The sequence below is a fragment of the Sulfurospirillum deleyianum DSM 6946 genome, assembly GCF_000024885.1.
Taxonomy (GTDB): Bacteria; Campylobacterota; Campylobacteria; order Campylobacterales; family Sulfurospirillaceae; genus Sulfurospirillum; species Sulfurospirillum deleyianum.
Genome location: NC_013512.1, coordinates 1684121 through 1700813, shown reverse-complemented (window position 1 = coordinate 1700813; position 16693 = coordinate 1684121). Strand labels below are relative to the sequence as shown.

Below are 16693 nucleotides of genomic sequence, written 5' to 3'. Positions count from 1 at the left end.
TAAGATGGCTTTGCCATTTGATGAAAGAACATAAAGATGTTATTTAAATTATTATTGTCAAAGTCAACAAAACGCAAAAAAAACAATTTACAACTTGTTTAATGTTTCATTACATTTAATAAGGGAGTGAAATGTGCATTAGAATACAAATAGGTAAGCTATTAAGAGCGAATGGTGGATGCCTAGGCTGTAAGAGGCGATGAAGGACGTACTAGACTGCGAAAAGTTGCGGGGAGCTGTCAAGAAGCTTTGATCCGCAAATATCCGAATGGGGCAACCCAACTGGTAGTGATACCAGTTACCCTGCGGGGGGCGAACCTGGCGAAGTGAAACATCTCAGTAGCCAGAGGAGAAGAAATCAAATAGAGATTCCGATAGTAGCGGCGAGCGAACTTGGAAGAGGGCAAACCTGTTGCTTGCAACAGGGGTTGTAGGACTGCGTTATAGAATGATGATAGGTAGTAGAGTAACTTGGAAAGGTTAACCATAGCGGGTGATAGTCCCATATACGAAATCTAGATTCATCTTAGCAGTATCCTGAGTAGGGCGGAACACGTGGTATTCTGTCTGAAGCCGGGAGGACCACCTCCCAACCCTAAATACTACTTACAGACCGATAGTGAACCAGTACCGTGAGGGAAAGGTGAAAAGAACCCCAGTGAGGGGAGTGAAATAGAACCTGAAACCATTTGCTTACAATCATTCAGAGCCCTATGATTTATCAGGGTGATGGACTGCCTTTTGCATAATGAGCCTGCGAGTTGTGGTATCTGGCGAGGTTAAGAAAACTCGGAGCCGTAGCGAAAGCGAGTCTTAATAGGGCGAATAAGTCAGATGCTGCAGACCCGAAGCGAAGTGATCTATCCATGAGCAGGTTGAAGCTGGTGTAAGAGCTAGTGGAGGACCGAACTCGCTGACGTTGAAAAGTCTTGGGATGACTTGTGGATAGGGGTGAAAGGCCAATCAAACTTCGTGATAGCTGGTTCTCTCCGAAATATATTTAGGTATAGCGTCATGTTGTAGTATACGGGGGTAGAGCACTGATTGGGCTAGGGCCTATACCAAGGTACCAAACCCTGTCAAACTCCGAATACCGTATATGTAATCATGGCAGTCAGGCGGCGGGTGATAAAATGCGTCGTCAAGAGGGGAACAACCCAGACTACCAGCTAAGGTCCCAAAGTGATAACTCAGTGGAAAACGATGTGGAGTTGCTTAAACAACCAGGAGGTTGGCTTAGAAGCAGCCATCCTTTAAAGAAAGCGTAACAGCTCACTGGTCTAGCGATTCTGCGCGGAAAATATAACGGGGCTAAAGTTATCCACCGAAGCTGTAGATTCTATTTTTAATAGAGTGGTAGGAGAGCGTTCTAGTCAGCATTGAAGGTGTACCGGTAAGGAGCGCTGGAGCGGCTAGAAGTGAGTATGCAGGCATGAGTAGCGATAAAACGGGTGAGAATCCCGTTCGCCGAAAACCCAAGGTTTCCTACGCGATGTTCGTCATCGTAGGGTTAGTCGGGACCTAAGTCGAGTCCGAAAGGGGTAGACGATGGAAAGTTGGTTAATATTCCAACACCAATTATAGAGCGCGATGGAAGGACGCTTAAAGCTAAACGAGGCAACTGATGGAATAGTTGTTCGAAGGATGTAGATTGAGATACAGGCAAATCCGTATTTCTTTATTCGAGATCTGACAGGCACTTGATGCTCTTCGGAGGGGATGGTGAATCGTTGATGCTATCGAGCCAAGAAAAGTTTCTAAGTATATCTGTAATTGCTCGTACCGTAAACCGACACAGGTGGGTGAGATGAGTATTCTAAGGCGCGTGGAAGAAATCTGGTTAAGGAACTCTGCAAAATAGCACCGTATCTTCGGTATAAGGTGTGCCTCCTTCTGTATAGGAACTTGCTTCCAAAAGCGGAAAAGGTTGCAACAAAGAGTCCCTCCCGACTGTTTACCAAAAACACAGCACTCTGCTAACTCGTAAGAGGATGTATAGGGTGTGACGCCTGCCCGGTGCTGGAAGGTTAATTGATGTGGTTAGCGCAAGCGAAGCCATTGATCGAAGCCCCAGTAAACGGCGGCCGTAACTATAACGGTCCTAAGGTAGCGAAATTCCTTGTCGATTAAATATCGACCTGCATGAATGGCGTAACGAGATGGGAGCTGTCTCGACCAGAAATCCAGTGAAATTGTAGTGGAGGTGAAAATTCCTCCTACCCGCGGCAAGACGGAAAGACCCCGTGGACCTTTACTATAGCTTGACACTGCTGTTGGGATAAAGATGTGCAGGATAGGTGGGAGGCTTTGAGGGTGTGACGCCAGTTGCACCTGAGCCATTGTTGAGATACCACTCTTCTTTATTCTGATAGCTAACTGGGACATATTATCTATGTTCAGGACAATGTCTGGTGGGTAGTTTGACTGGGGCGGTCGCCTCCTAAAAAGTAACGGAGGCTTACAAAGGTTGGCTCAGAACGGTTGGAAATCGTTCGTAGAGTATAATGGTACAAGCCAGCTTGACTGTGAGAGATACACCTCGAGCAGAGACGAAAGTCGGTCATAGTGATCCGGTGGTTCTGTGTGGAAGGGCCATCGCTCAAAGGATAAAAGGTACCCCGGGGATAACAGGCTGATCTCCCCCAAGAGCTCACATCGACGGGGAGGTTTGGCACCTCGATGTCGGCTCATCGCATCCTGGGGCTGGAGCAGGTCCCAAGGGTATGGCTGTTCGCCATTTAAAGCGGTACGCGAGCTGGGTTCAGAACGTCGTGAGACAGTTCGGTCCCTATCTGCCGTGGGCGTAGGAAAGTTGAGGAGAGTTAACCCTAGTACGAGAGGACCGGGTTGAACGAACCACTGGTGTACGGGTTGTTCTGCCAAGAGCATCGCCCGGTAGCTATGTTCGGATGTGATAACCGCTGAAAGCATCTAAGCGGGAAGCCAACTCCAAGATGAACTTTCCCTGAAGACCTCATGAAGACTACATGTTTGATAGGCTGGGTGTGTAATGGGTGAGAGCCCTTTAGCTGACCAGTACTAATAGGTCGTTTGGCTTACATATTATTACGTATGATAATGCTATTTCACTTCCTTATTAAGTGTAAAGCGCTTTGTTGACTAGACAATTTTAAACTCACCTGAAGAATGGTGAATTAAGCCTATTTCGCTATACTGCTAAATAGATTTAATTCACGATTCTGGTGGCTCTAGAGAAGAGGAAACGCCCTGTCCCATTTCGAACCAGGAAGCTAAGCTCTTCATCGCCGATAATACTCTCCCTTACTGGGATGGAAACGTAGGTCGCTGCCAGTTCGTATCTCCTTATGATTTAACTCAAAAATAAACTCCCTAATCTTTTAATTCAGTTTTTTTAAATATTATTTCAAATATCAATCTCTCTTATTCAAAAATAATGCTATCACTTTCAAAAATAATGCTATCACTTCTTTAATCTATTTATCCTCCCTCAAATCCTTTTTTAATGGTGCTTTTATTTACTTTTTTAAACTCTATTCCTATTTTATAATTTTGGCATCTTATGGATTCTATAATTAACACATATTTAAAGATTTTGTATTAGTATAATTGAAATATTTGAATGAAAAGGATTGTGAATGTTAAAGTTTTTTATGCTTTTTTTATTCTTGGTAGCCTCTTTGTGGGCAAAAGTGGATATTAATAGTGCATCTTTGAGTGAGTTAAGTTCTTTAAGAGGGATTGGTGAGAAAAAAGCTCAGGCTATTGTAGAGTACCGTACGCAAAAAGGTAAATTTAACACGATTGATGAATTAGTTCATGTAAAAGGAATTGGTCCTAAAATATTAGAGTCTATTAAAAGTGATATTGAGGTTAAATAAAAAGCTTAAAGAGTCTATTTTTTAAAGATAAAGAGCTTTATATTCTCTTAGATAAAAGAGTAAGAGTCTTCTTATTCTTTTAACCTTCTTTTAAGGTGTATTGCCATATAATTTCGTCCTCGTTTGAGAGAACGGGGTTAAAGAGAAGTACCCAAAGTAGGGAATTTGCTTCACGTTCATTACCATTTTAACAATGTTAAATTCAATCTTTGAAATCTAAATAAGCGACCAAAGCCAGGACGCAAAAAAGTAAGAGATTATCACCTCTTCAAAAACAAAGAGATAATAATCAACACTTCATTTATGAAGGATACTTAAGATACAGAAGCTTTGCTTCGTGCTTTAGTATTTGGTTCTTTAAGACAGCTTTGCTGTCTGCTAAAAGAACAAACTTAATGGAGAGTTTGATCCTGGCTCAGAGTGAACGCTGGCGGCGTGCTTAACACATGCAAGTCGAACGGATAAAATAAGCTTGCTTATTTTGTTAGTGGCGCACGGGTGAGTAATATATAGCTAACCTGCCCTTTAGTGGGGGACAACAGTTGGAAACGACTGCTAATACCCCATACTCCTTCTTATCATAAGGTAAGTTGGGAAAGATTTATTGCTAAAGGATGGGGCTTTATTGTATCAGCTAGTTGGTGGGGTAATGGCCTACCAAGGCTATGACGCATACCTGGTCTGAGAGGATGATCAGGCACACTGGAACTGAGACACGGTCCAGACTCCTACGGGAGGCAGCAGTGGGGAATATTGCACAATGGAGGAAACTCTGATGCAGCAACGCCGCGTGGAGGATGACGCATTTCGGTGTGTAAACTCCTTTTATAAGGGAAGATAATGACGGTACCTTGTGAATAAGCACCGGCTAACTCCGTGCCAGCAGCCGCGGTAATACGGAGGGTGCAAGCGTTACTCGGAATCACTGGGCGTAAAGGATGCGTAGGCTGTAATATAAGTCAGGAGTGAAATCCAACGGCTCAACCGTTGAACTGCTCTTGAAACTGTTTTACTAGAATATGGGAGAGGTAGATGGAATTGGTGGTGTAGGGGTAAAATCCGTAGATATCACCAGGAATACCGATTGCGAAGGCGATCTACTGGAACATTATTGACGCTGAGGCATGAAAGCGTGGGGAGCAAACAGGATTAGATACCCTGGTAGTCCACGCCCTAAACGATGCACACTAGTTGTTGCGATGCTAGTCATTGCAGTAATGCACTTAACAGATTAAGTGTGCCGCCTGGGGAGTACGGTCGCAAGATTAAAACTCAAAGGAATAGACGGGGACCCGCACAAGCGGTGGAGCATGTGGTTTAATTCGAAGATACACGAAGAACCTTACCTGGCCTTGATATCCTAAGAATCCTGCAGAGATGCGGGAGTGCTAGTTTACTAGAACTTAGAGACAGGTGCTGCACGGCTGTCGTCAGCTCGTGTCGTGAGATGTTGGGTTAAGTCCCGCAACGAGCGCAACCCTCGTGATTAGTTGCTAACAGTTTGGCTGAGCACTCTAATCAGACTGCCTTCGCAAGGAGGAGGAAGGTGAGGACGACGTCAAGTCATCATGGCCCTTATGGCCAGGGCTACACACGTGCTACAATGGTTAGGACAAAGAGACGCGATACTGCGAAGTGGAGCAAATCTTAAAACCTAGTCTCAGTTCGGATTGGAGTCTGCAACTCGACTCCATGAAGCTGGAATCGCTAGTAATCGTAGATCAGATATGCTACGGTGAATACGTTCCCGGGTCTTGTACTCACCGCCCGTCACACCATGGGAGTTGAATTCACCCGAAGCCGGAATACTAAACTAGTTACCGACCACGGTGGGTTCAGCGACTGGGGTGAAGTCGTAACAAGGTAACCGTAGGAGAACCTGCGGTTGGATCACCTCCTTTCTAGAGTATAAGAGACACTATCTCACAATGGTGTCTCGGGCGAGAATGGCTTGGTTGCTTATTTAGTTTTGAGAGATTGAATGAAAGAGGGGCTTATAGCTCAGGTGGTTAGAGCGTACCCCTGATAAGGGTAAGGTCAGAGGTTCGAGTCCTCTTAAGCCCACCATGGGGAATTAGCTCAGCTGGGAGAGCGCCTGCTTTGCACGCAGGAGGTCAGCGGTTCGATCCCGCTATTCTCCACCATTTTTTATGGTAAACATTGTTCAAGAAGATCTTAAGAAGTTTAATAACAGTTTTTACATGTAAGAGTTGTTATTAGACTTTTTTAGTCTAAGTTTGTGTTCTAAAACTTATGATACGATGCATGTGCGTTGTGCTTTAGGTTTGGTTCTTTAAGATGGCTTTGCCATTTGATGAAAGAACATAAAGATGTTATTTAAATTATTATTGTCAAAGTCAACAAAACGCAAAAAAAACAATTTACAACTTGTTTAATGTTTCATTACATTTAATAAGGGAGTGAAATGTGCATTAGAATACAAATAGGTAAGCTATTAAGAGCGAATGGTGGATGCCTAGGCTGTAAGAGGCGATGAAGGACGTACTAGACTGCGAAAAGTTGCGGGGAGCTGTCAAGAAGCTTTGATCCGCAAATATCCGAATGGGGCAACCCAACTGGTAGTGATACCAGTTACCCTGCGGGGGGCGAACCTGGCGAAGTGAAACATCTCAGTAGCCAGAGGAGAAGAAATCAAATAGAGATTCCGATAGTAGCGGCGAGCGAACTTGGAAGAGGGCAAACCTGTTGCTTGCAACAGGGGTTGTAGGACTGCGTTATAGAATGATGATAGGTAGTAGAGTAACTTGGAAAGGTTAACCATAGCGGGTGATAGTCCCATATACGAAATCTAGATTCATCTTAGCAGTATCCTGAGTAGGGCGGAACACGTGGTATTCTGTCTGAAGCCGGGAGGACCACCTCCCAACCCTAAATACTACTTACAGACCGATAGTGAACCAGTACCGTGAGGGAAAGGTGAAAAGAACCCCAGTGAGGGGAGTGAAATAGAACCTGAAACCATTTGCTTACAATCATTCAGAGCCCTATGATTTATCAGGGTGATGGACTGCCTTTTGCATAATGAGCCTGCGAGTTGTGGTATCTGGCGAGGTTAAGAAAACTCGGAGCCGTAGCGAAAGCGAGTCTTAATAGGGCGAATAAGTCAGATGCTGCAGACCCGAAGCGAAGTGATCTATCCATGAGCAGGTTGAAGCTGGTGTAAGAGCTAGTGGAGGACCGAACTCGCTGACGTTGAAAAGTCTTGGGATGACTTGTGGATAGGGGTGAAAGGCCAATCAAACTTCGTGATAGCTGGTTCTCTCCGAAATATATTTAGGTATAGCGTCATGTTGTAGTATACGGGGGTAGAGCACTGATTGGGCTAGGGCCTATACCAAGGTACCAAACCCTGTCAAACTCCGAATACCGTATATGTAATCATGGCAGTCAGGCGGCGGGTGATAAAATGCGTCGTCAAGAGGGGAACAACCCAGACTACCAGCTAAGGTCCCAAAGTGATAACTCAGTGGAAAACGATGTGGAGTTGCTTAAACAACCAGGAGGTTGGCTTAGAAGCAGCCATCCTTTAAAGAAAGCGTAACAGCTCACTGGTCTAGCGATTCTGCGCGGAAAATATAACGGGGCTAAAGTTATCCACCGAAGCTGTAGATTCTATTTTTAATAGAGTGGTAGGAGAGCGTTCTAGTCAGCATTGAAGGTGTACCGGTAAGGAGCGCTGGAGCGGCTAGAAGTGAGTATGCAGGCATGAGTAGCGATAAAACGGGTGAGAATCCCGTTCGCCGAAAACCCAAGGTTTCCTACGCGATGTTCGTCATCGTAGGGTTAGTCGGGACCTAAGTCGAGTCCGAAAGGGGTAGACGATGGAAAGTTGGTTAATATTCCAACACCAATTATAGAGCGCGATGGAAGGACGCTTAAAGCTAAACGAGGCAACTGATGGAATAGTTGTTCGAAGGATGTAGATTGAGATACAGGCAAATCCGTATTTCTTTATTCGAGATCTGACAGGCACTTGATGCTCTTCGGAGGGGATGGTGAATCGTTGATGCTATCGAGCCAAGAAAAGTTTCTAAGTATATCTGTAATTGCTCGTACCGTAAACCGACACAGGTGGGTGAGATGAGTATTCTAAGGCGCGTGGAAGAAATCTGGTTAAGGAACTCTGCAAAATAGCACCGTATCTTCGGTATAAGGTGTGCCTCCTTCTGTATAGGAACTTGCTTCCAAAAGCGGAAAAGGTTGCAACAAAGAGTCCCTCCCGACTGTTTACCAAAAACACAGCACTCTGCTAACTCGTAAGAGGATGTATAGGGTGTGACGCCTGCCCGGTGCTGGAAGGTTAATTGATGTGGTTAGCGCAAGCGAAGCCATTGATCGAAGCCCCAGTAAACGGCGGCCGTAACTATAACGGTCCTAAGGTAGCGAAATTCCTTGTCGATTAAATATCGACCTGCATGAATGGCGTAACGAGATGGGAGCTGTCTCGACCAGAAATCCAGTGAAATTGTAGTGGAGGTGAAAATTCCTCCTACCCGCGGCAAGACGGAAAGACCCCGTGGACCTTTACTATAGCTTGACACTGCTGTTGGGATAAAGATGTGCAGGATAGGTGGGAGGCTTTGAGGGTGTGACGCCAGTTGCACCTGAGCCATTGTTGAGATACCACTCTTCTTTATTCTGATAGCTAACTGGGACATATTATCTATGTTCAGGACAATGTCTGGTGGGTAGTTTGACTGGGGCGGTCGCCTCCTAAAAAGTAACGGAGGCTTACAAAGGTTGGCTCAGAACGGTTGGAAATCGTTCGTAGAGTATAATGGTACAAGCCAGCTTGACTGTGAGAGATACACCTCGAGCAGAGACGAAAGTCGGTCATAGTGATCCGGTGGTTCTGTGTGGAAGGGCCATCGCTCAAAGGATAAAAGGTACCCCGGGGATAACAGGCTGATCTCCCCCAAGAGCTCACATCGACGGGGAGGTTTGGCACCTCGATGTCGGCTCATCGCATCCTGGGGCTGGAGCAGGTCCCAAGGGTATGGCTGTTCGCCATTTAAAGCGGTACGCGAGCTGGGTTCAGAACGTCGTGAGACAGTTCGGTCCCTATCTGCCGTGGGCGTAGGAAAGTTGAGGAGAGTTAACCCTAGTACGAGAGGACCGGGTTGAACGAACCACTGGTGTACGGGTTGTTCTGCCAAGAGCATCGCCCGGTAGCTATGTTCGGATGTGATAACCGCTGAAAGCATCTAAGCGGGAAGCCAACTCCAAGATGAACTTTCCCTGAAGACCTCATGAAGACTACATGTTTGATAGGCTGGGTGTGTAATGGGTGAGAGCCCTTTAGCTGACCAGTACTAATAGGTCGTTTGGCTTACATATTATTACGTATGATAATGCTATTTCACTTCCTTATTAAGTGTAAAGCGCTTTGTTGACTAGACAATTTTAAACTCACCTGAAGAATGGTGAATTAAGCCTATTTCGCTATACTGCTAAATAGATTTAATTCACGATTCTGGTGGCTCTAGAGAAGAGGAAACGCCCTGTCCCATTTCGAACCAGGAAGCTAAGCTCTTCATCGCCGATAATACTCTCCCTTACTGGGATGGAAACGTAGGTCGCTGCCAGTTCGTATCTCCTTATGATTTAACTCAAAAATAAATGATGTGCGTTCGTAGCTCAGATGGATAGAGCATTGGTTTGCGGTACCAACGGTCAGGGGTTCGAGTCCCTTCGAGCGCACCACTTCCTTAAAATAATTCTTCAAATAGTCTGTATGGTGTTTTTTGTAATCCTAACTCTTCATACATTTTTTGTGTCTCTTTATCATCTTTATGGACATATAAGCGTATTCCACATACATCATAATGTTCTTTTGCTAATGTTTTTGCTTTTTCTAAGAGCGCATCATGAATCTCTTTTTCATGCTTATGGTCTGTTACAAAAATACTTTGAATACAGTAGAAAGCTCCATTACTCCAGTCGCTCCATTCACGTGTAATCATTGTCATACCTACAATCGTCTCATTCAGAGAAGCGAGCAGATAAAAACCATTGTGAAATTTTGCGAAGACTTGATGAACGCCTTCTGTGGTTAATGCTAAGGGGATATTTTTATTAATCGTTTCTTTGGCAAAAAGAACATTAAATTCTGCAATTTTTGTGGCATCATCTCGGGTTGCAATACGAACGATAAGCTCTTTTAACATAGTTACTCCTTGGGTAATGTTTGTAATATAGTATCAACAATTTCCTTAGCACCATTGGGCTGAATCATAGTATCAAGTTCTTGAGAAATTTTATTTAAATCTAGTGTTTTTATTTTTTGATAGACTTCTTCAACATCATATAACTCTTTTTGTTCCAGAAGCAGTGCTAAGTTTTTCTCTTCAAGCACTTTTGCGTTAAAATATTGATGATTAGCTGCTGCATGTGGATAGGGAATAAAAAGAGCTGGAATTTTTGCCGCACACAGTTCCCACAACGTACTTGCGCCTGAACGGCTGATTGCAAAATCGGCATGACGTAATTTGTTGGCTATTTCTTTAGAAAAAGCGAACACATCTGCGGGAATACCTTCTTGTTTATAAAAATCTTGGATTGTTGCAAACTCTTTGATTCCTGTTTGATGAATAATAGAAATGCCATCCTTATGAAGTATTTTTGCCATTTTTAGCGCCAGTTGGTTGATAAATGCTGCACCTTGACTTCCTCCTAAGAAGATAATCGTTTGAAGGGTGTGATGTTCTTTTGCAAGTGTGAAAAAAATTTGATTTACAGGGTAGTTTGTGTAGGTTGCTTGTGTATCATACGAGCTAAAAAAAGCTTTTGCAAAAGGTTTCAACACAGCATTAAGTTTACCATGAATAGCATTTTGTTCATGGATATAAAGAGGTCGTCCTAAAAGAAGCGCTCCGATAGAAGCAGGGGCTGCAGAATAGCCTCCTACAGAAAAGATTGCATGAATGTGATGTTTGGCAAAAAGTTTTTTACATGTAAAAGCAGAACGGATGATATTTAAGAGTGAAAAGAGTTTCGTGAGACCCTTTTTGTTGACAATGCCTTGACTCTCTAAAAAATAGCTTGCTTCAAATCCGTCATCGTTTTCAAACCAGCTTTTATCTTGACCTGAGGTAGAACCAATGTAAATGGGTTTTATGCCACGGCGATTGAGTTCTTCTTTGATGGCTTTTGCAATCGCTAAGTGCCCTCCAGTTCCTCCTCCTGTAATTGCTATCATAATTTTGCCTTTTTACTAATCATAAGTACCATTCCAATGCCAACAGAAAGCGCTAAGATAGAACTTCCTCCATAGCTTATAAAAGGAACAGAGATACCTTTAATGGGTGTAATAGAGGTAATGCCATACGAATTCATCAAAAATGAAAAGACGATGAGCAGACCTATGCCTAAAGAGAAAAGATAATAGACCTTATTAGGGCTTCGTGAGGCAATCTTAAAAATACGATAAATAATGGTAATAATTACGAGAGTAAGTACCGTAACGCCTAGCGCACCCATCTCTTCAGCAATACCCGCTAAAACGAAATCGGTATGAACTTCACTTAAGTAGCCTAGTTTAAGCATTCCATTGCCAATACCTTCGCCAAAAACGCCACCGTGTTTAATGGCATTTAAGGAGTGCGAAATTTGATAGGGTTCAGGAGCATCTTCGACTCTTAAAACGGAGGCAATACTCTCAGGAAAAAGTGAGAGCACCATGTTTTGTATGGTTGCCCACCATGTTTTAATACGAATAATACGGTGAGTTGAGCTAAAAATAGCAATTAAAAAGACAAACACAGAGCCTAAAATGGCTAACATAAAGAGTTGTAAGCTGGTTCCTGCGAAAAATGCCATTACTGCGAGGGTTAATGCAAGAACAACCACTTGTCCTAAATCGTTTTGCATCACAGCAATGAGATAAATAACCAAAATAAAAACAGCGATATAAGGCAAGATGAGTTTGATTTCTTCCGTGAGCGTTTTTTTATTGTTGTTAAGCTTTCTCGCAAAACTCCATGCAAGAAAATAGACAAATCCTATTTTGAAAAATTCAACAGGAGCGAGTGAAAAACCTGGAAGACGAATCCACCGTTTTGCACCACCTGCGGAAGTGACAAGAGATTCGGGAAGGTAGTGCATAATGCCCATTAAAAAAAGACAACTCAAAAAAATCGTAAACCCAATCGTACTGAGGAATTTATCAGGATCGAGTTGGGAGAGCATCCACATGACTGTCACGCAAATCATGCCGACTGCAAACTGTCGAATAAAAAAGTGATATTCTGAATAGTCGAAAAAAAGGGTTGTAAACACAGGTAAGGAGAGTGAAAAAACAATCCCTACAAAAATGGCAAAAGTACAAAGTGAAAAAAGTATTTTATCTGTTTCCATGGCTTCTTAAAAAGTTAATGATATAGTAGACCTCTTTCATAACCCATTGAAAAAAGAGTATCGCTTATAGTACATCACTTTTTAAAACTAAAAACATCGCCATAGCTACGGCTATGACTCAATTTTGAGTTTTAAAAATTAATGCACTCTAAATAAACTCTTTATCTTTTCAAGGGTGATGCAAGAAGTCTAGTTTGTAAGATTGTACATTAAAATAGATTAAACCTTATTATGGCATTATTTGGAATAAAATTTGCTTGTCTAGAGCACATTACATGTAAAGGTTAAACATGGCGATTATTACCTCTAAATCAAATCAGTTGTTAGAAGCGGGCTTGAATGCAAGAGCGATGCGTCAAGACCTTATCTCAAGTAATATTGCCAATATTGATACCCCTTTTTATAAGGCACGAGATATTGATTTTGAAAGTGCTTTAATTGAAAAGAAGAGAGAGATTTATGGGCAGAATAGTACCGCAGATACATTGGAAATGGCACAAACAGATACCAGTCATTTAAAAGGCATCACGGATTTTGATAGTTCAAAATCGACACTCTATCTTAGAGACGGGCATATGGCTCGAAACGATGGCAATACGGTCGATTTAGATGTGGAAACATCTGAGTTGGGTAAAAATGCTATGATGTTTGATGCTCTGATGTCAGGGTTACGTAAAAATGGTTTGATTTTCAAAAGTGTTTTAGAGTCTTCTGAGAAAATATAAGGATAAACAGTGGCATATTTAAGTAGTTTTGACATTAGCAGTTATGGACTCTCTGCGCAACGGTTTCGTATGGACTTGATTAGCTCTAACATCGCCAATGCGAATACAACACGCACCAGTGAGGGTGGACCGTATCAGCGCAAAGATGTTGTCTTTAAAGCGGTTGATTTTAGTAAAACGCTCAATGAAAAAATTGCAGAAAATAATAATATGCTCGAATACGAGAATCCCTTGGATGACGCTTTTTTGCAAGAAAATGCCAATCCTGCTATAATGAGCGTTGTTGTGGATAAAGTGGTACGTGATGAGAGTGAATTTACTTACAAATATGAGCCTTCTCATCCTGATGCAAACGAAGAGGGTTATGTGGCGTATCCAAACATTAATCCTGTTATTGAAATGGCGAATTTGATTGAAGCGACGAGAGCTTATCAAGCCAATGTTTCAGCGTTTCAAAGCGCAAAAGCGATTGCACAAAGTGCGATTGATATTTTAAAATAAAAAGTGTGAGGAGATAAGTCATGTACAATAGCATTGATAAACTTTCATCATTGACAAATACCTCTAATGCGACTCTTACGAAAACAGAATCAGTGGGAGAGGATTTTTCAAAAATTCTACAAAACTCTATTGATGAAATTAACGATACGCAAGTTAAAGGGGATCGTGCTATGGCAGATCTTGCCACCGGCGAAGTGAAAGATTTGCATCAAGCTGCCATTGCGATTAACAAAGCTGAGACCAGTATGAAATTGATGTTAGAGATTCGAAATAAAGCACTGAGTGCTTATAAAGAGATCTCTAAAACGCAAATTTAATTTTTGGCCTCCATGGAACACTCTGACGCTAAAAAAATCAAAATTCTTTTTTTATTTGTTGTTGTACTTTTAGGGTTTCTTATTTTTTTAGGAACCCTTTTTTATTGGGCAACCATTGATAGAAGGCTTCCTCGTTTAGAACACAAAGAGGTCAATCATGCATTGCGTGGAAATATTATTAGTGCGGATGGTTTTAAGTTAGCGACAAGTCAAAAACTCTACAAAGCGTCTGTGGATACCCGAAATATTGACCCTAAAAAAGTGGATTTGTTTGTTAAACTCTACTCACTTTACAGTGGGGATGACCCTAAAGCCGTTGCCGCAACCCTAAAAAGTAATGTGGGCAATACCATTCTCTCTTATCGTATTAATTCAAAAAATGCAAAATACCTTCAAGAACTCTCTCGTAAACTTTATAAATTAGGAGTCTTCCGAAGTTTTGAAGATCCTAAAACGGGTGTGGCTTTTTTACATGGGTTAAGTATTGTTGAAAGTGGTGAGGATAGGGTTTATCCCTCTGTTGATTCGGCAACACCTATTTTGGGGTATGTACGAAAAAAAGAGTATAAAAATATTACCAAAACAACAGGTGTTAAGGGCATTGAGCGTTATTATGAAGATAAACTTTCTTCGGTACAAGACTCTTTAGTGACGGGGGCTCGTGATATTGCAAATACGATTATTTTGGATGGAAATAGCTTTTCTGAGAGACGTTTTGATGGGTATGATGTCCATTTAACCATCTCTTTACGAATGCAAAAAATTCTTGAAAATCTTTTGGACAAACACAAAAATGAATTAGACGCTAAAGAGATTATGGTTGCCGTTATGAACAGTGAAACGGGAGAACTTGTAACGTTAGCCTCTAGCAACCGTTTTAATCCTGATCTGATTGAAAAGAAAGATTATGGGGCGTTAAATATATCCGCCGTAGAGTATATCTACGAACCCGGTTCGGTTTTAAAACCGATAGCCTTTGCTCTTCTTTTAAAAGCCAATAAAGTCAATCCGTATGACATTGTTAATGTCCATGGTGGTAGTTATAAATTGGGTAAAAAAATCATTAAAGATACCCATAAAGCAGATACGTTAACAGCAGAAGGCGTTATTGTTGAATCGAGCAATGTAGGAACAGCTATTTTAGCACAAAAGCTTGATGCGGTTGAGTTTTATCAGGGACTAAAAGATTTTGGATTTTCGCTTAGAAGTGGTGTGGATTTGCCGTTTGAAAATCCTGGTGTGATTCCTGCGATGAATCGTTTTAATGCTGCAATTTATAAAGCAACCGTTGCGTATGGATATGGTATGAATGCCACTTTTATACAAATTTTAAAAGCGTACAGTGTGTTTAACAACAATGGACGCATTTCAACGCCCCATTTAGTCAAAAAAATTGTCTCTCCTTCAGGGCAAGAGCTTTTTCCTGAAAAACCTCCTGTGAATCAAGTGGTGCCTGTGGCTGTCGCAAAACGGATACAAAAAATTCTTATCAAAGTTGTTCAAGAAGGTACGGCAAAAGGAACCCGTATGGATGGGCTTGAAATTGGTGGGAAAACGGGGACGGCGCATATTGCAGAAGGTGGTGAATACGTACGCAGTTACAACGGCTCTTTCTTTGGATTTGTGAACGATAAAACCAACCATTATACGGTAGGTGTTTTGGTACGAGAAGCGAAAAAAAGGCATGCTTATTTTGCGGCGCAAAGTGCGGTGCCTGTCTTTAAAGAAGTGGTGGAAAAATTGGTAGAAAACGGCTATTTAACGCCGTCTTCTGAGATTCAAATAAAAGAAGCTACGAACAAAGTCCCTTAATTGCACTGACAAAAGCATCGTCATCATTCGGACATTTCGCAACCAGATAATGCTCATAGCCTAAATGGTGCGCTACTTCTGCATACTCCATACTCAGTTCAAACTCTGTTTCTGAATTATCAATCGTAAACGCAATAGGAACAATCAGAGCATTTTTGTTTTCAAGGGATGAGAGTTTTTGCTCTAAGGAGGGTTCTAACCATTTTAGAGGTCCTAGTTTGGATTGGTAGGCAAGATGAATGCCGTGAAAATGAATACCTTGCTGCACCAATAGTTCACTTAAAATCTTTACATGTAACTCAATTTCTCTTTGGTAAGGATCGCCTTTTTCGATGATTTTTTGAGGAAGTGAGTGGGCTGAAAAAATCAATTCAAAGTTTGAAGCATCGTGTTTGCCTAACGTTTCTTTGATTTTTTGAATCAGAAGTTGGTTATACGAGGCATCCTCATAAAAACGATCAATCACGTTGATTTTTCCATGGTAGCCAAGAAGATGTGCGACTTCCATAAAATCTTCAACGGATGATTTGGTTGTGGTTGAAGAGTAGTGTGGATAGAGCGGTAAGAGAGTGACTTCATGAATCTCTTTCTCAAGGAGTTTACGAATAACCTCTTCACAAAAAGGGGGCGTGTAACGCATCGCAAAATCGACATGAACAGAAGGAAGGGCTTTTTGGAGTTTATCCACCAGCTTTTGTGTATAGCCAACCAATGGGGATTTACCGCCTAGTTTGGCATAATTAGCTTGTGCTTTTTTTGTCCGTGACGCAGTAATCATAAACGCAATAAAACGACGTAATAAAGCACTTTTGGTTGTAATAATATTTTTATCATTGAACATATTGGTTAAAAAAAGTTTCACTTCATCGAGGTTGTTTGGACCTCCCATATTGAGCAGTATTAACGCTTTTTGTGCCATTTATAGTTTCTCCTTTTTGATTTTGAGTACGAGTGCATGACAGAGGTATTTTTCTTCTTTTGCTACACGTGCACACTTTTCACAGATAAATTTTGGTTTTGAGACGATTTTTATCACCTTTTTCATCAGGGCTTTTATCTCATCTTTTTTGAGTCTACAGAGTTTTTTGATTTTTCCCATCTA

10 protein-coding genes, 3 tRNA genes and 5 rRNA genes are annotated in these 16693 nt (G+C 41.9%); 13 read left to right on the top strand and 5 right to left on the bottom strand.

From position 1 onward, the window contains the following. The first annotated feature begins 151 nt into the window (after positions 1–151). From SDEL_RS08490 to SDEL_RS08450, 9 genes are all read left to right on the top strand, one after another. Positions 152–3064, top strand: a 23S ribosomal RNA gene (locus tag SDEL_RS08490). A gap of 135 nt (positions 3065–3199) precedes the next feature. After that, positions 3200–3315: ribosomal RNA gene (rrf, locus tag SDEL_RS08485) — 5S ribosomal RNA — on the top strand. 302 nt (positions 3316–3617) lie between these two features. Next, a complete protein-coding gene (locus SDEL_RS08480) occupies positions 3618–3860 on the top strand; it encodes a ComEA family DNA-binding protein (RefSeq protein ID WP_012857443.1) in 243 nt (80 codons plus the stop codon). A 392-nt stretch (positions 3861–4252) separates the two neighbouring features. After that, positions 4253–5761, top strand: a 16S ribosomal RNA gene (locus tag SDEL_RS08475). An 89-nt stretch (positions 5762–5850) separates the two neighbouring features. Continuing rightward, positions 5851–5927, top strand: a tRNA-Ile gene (locus SDEL_RS08470). A gap of 1 nt (position 5928) precedes the next feature. Beyond that, positions 5929–6004: transfer RNA gene (locus SDEL_RS08465), tRNA-Ala, on the top strand. Between the two features lie 301 nt (positions 6005–6305). After that, positions 6306–9218 (top strand): 23S ribosomal RNA (locus SDEL_RS08460). Between the two features lie 135 nt (positions 9219–9353). Continuing rightward, positions 9354–9469 (top strand): 5S ribosomal RNA (rrf, locus tag SDEL_RS08455). Together the 16S, 23S and 5S rRNA genes with 3 tRNA genes alongside form the textbook arrangement of a ribosomal RNA operon. Before the next feature lie 38 nt (positions 9470–9507). Next, positions 9508–9584 (top strand) — tRNA-Arg (locus SDEL_RS08450). 5 nt (positions 9585–9589) lie between these two features. Here the strand turns inward: SDEL_RS08450 and SDEL_RS08445 are convergent. Genes SDEL_RS08445 through SDEL_RS08435 form a run of 3 tightly spaced genes read right to left on the bottom strand, consistent with a single transcriptional unit; the run spans position 9590 to position 12236 of the window. Next, positions 9590–10048: a GNAT family N-acetyltransferase gene (locus tag SDEL_RS08445; protein ID WP_012857442.1), complete on the bottom strand. Its 459-nt coding sequence runs from the start codon at positions 10046–10048 to the stop codon at positions 9590–9592. Between the two features lie 2 nt (positions 10049–10050). Next, on the bottom strand, positions 10051–11079 hold the full coding sequence (gene murG, locus SDEL_RS08440) for an undecaprenyldiphospho-muramoylpentapeptide beta-N-acetylglucosaminyltransferase (protein ID WP_012857441.1): 1029 nt from the start codon (positions 11077–11079) through the stop codon (positions 10051–10053). Beyond that, positions 11076–12236 (bottom strand): FtsW/RodA/SpoVE family cell cycle protein, encoded by a 1161-nt coding sequence (locus tag SDEL_RS08435; RefSeq protein ID WP_012857440.1) that lies wholly within the window; start codon positions 12234–12236, stop codon positions 11076–11078. Before SDEL_RS08435 ends, murG begins: the two co-directional genes overlap by 4 nt. Positions 12237–12526: 290 nt before the next feature. On the opposite strand from SDEL_RS08435, the gene flgB reads away from it, so the two are divergent. Genes flgB through SDEL_RS08415 form a run of 4 tightly spaced genes read left to right on the top strand, consistent with a single transcriptional unit; the run spans position 12527 to position 15591 of the window. Next, on the top strand, positions 12527–12961 hold the full coding sequence (flgB, locus tag SDEL_RS08430) for a flagellar basal body rod protein FlgB (RefSeq protein ID WP_012857439.1): 435 nt from the start codon (positions 12527–12529) through the stop codon (positions 12959–12961). 9 nt (positions 12962–12970) lie between these two features. Next, a complete protein-coding gene (flgC, locus tag SDEL_RS08425; protein ID WP_012857438.1) occupies positions 12971–13462 on the top strand; it encodes a flagellar basal body rod protein FlgC in 492 nt (163 codons plus the stop codon). A gap of 20 nt (positions 13463–13482) precedes the next feature. Then, a complete protein-coding gene (gene fliE, locus SDEL_RS08420; RefSeq protein WP_012857437.1) occupies positions 13483–13779 on the top strand; it encodes a flagellar hook-basal body complex protein FliE in 297 nt (98 codons plus the stop codon). Between the two features lie 12 nt (positions 13780–13791). Continuing rightward, positions 13792–15591: a peptidoglycan D,D-transpeptidase FtsI family protein gene (locus SDEL_RS08415; RefSeq protein WP_012857436.1), complete on the top strand. Its 1800-nt coding sequence runs from the start codon at positions 13792–13794 to the stop codon at positions 15589–15591. On the opposite strand, the gene hemH is transcribed toward SDEL_RS08415, so the two are convergent. Next, positions 15572–16510, bottom strand: a complete 939-nt coding sequence (gene hemH, locus SDEL_RS08410; protein WP_012857435.1) for a ferrochelatase — start codon at positions 16508–16510, stop codon at positions 15572–15574. The genes SDEL_RS08415 and hemH overlap by 20 nt on opposite strands. Continuing rightward, a complete protein-coding gene (locus SDEL_RS08405; RefSeq protein WP_012857434.1) occupies positions 16511–16690 on the bottom strand; it encodes a hypothetical protein in 180 nt (59 codons plus the stop codon). Between the last annotated feature and the right edge of the window lie 3 nt (positions 16691–16693).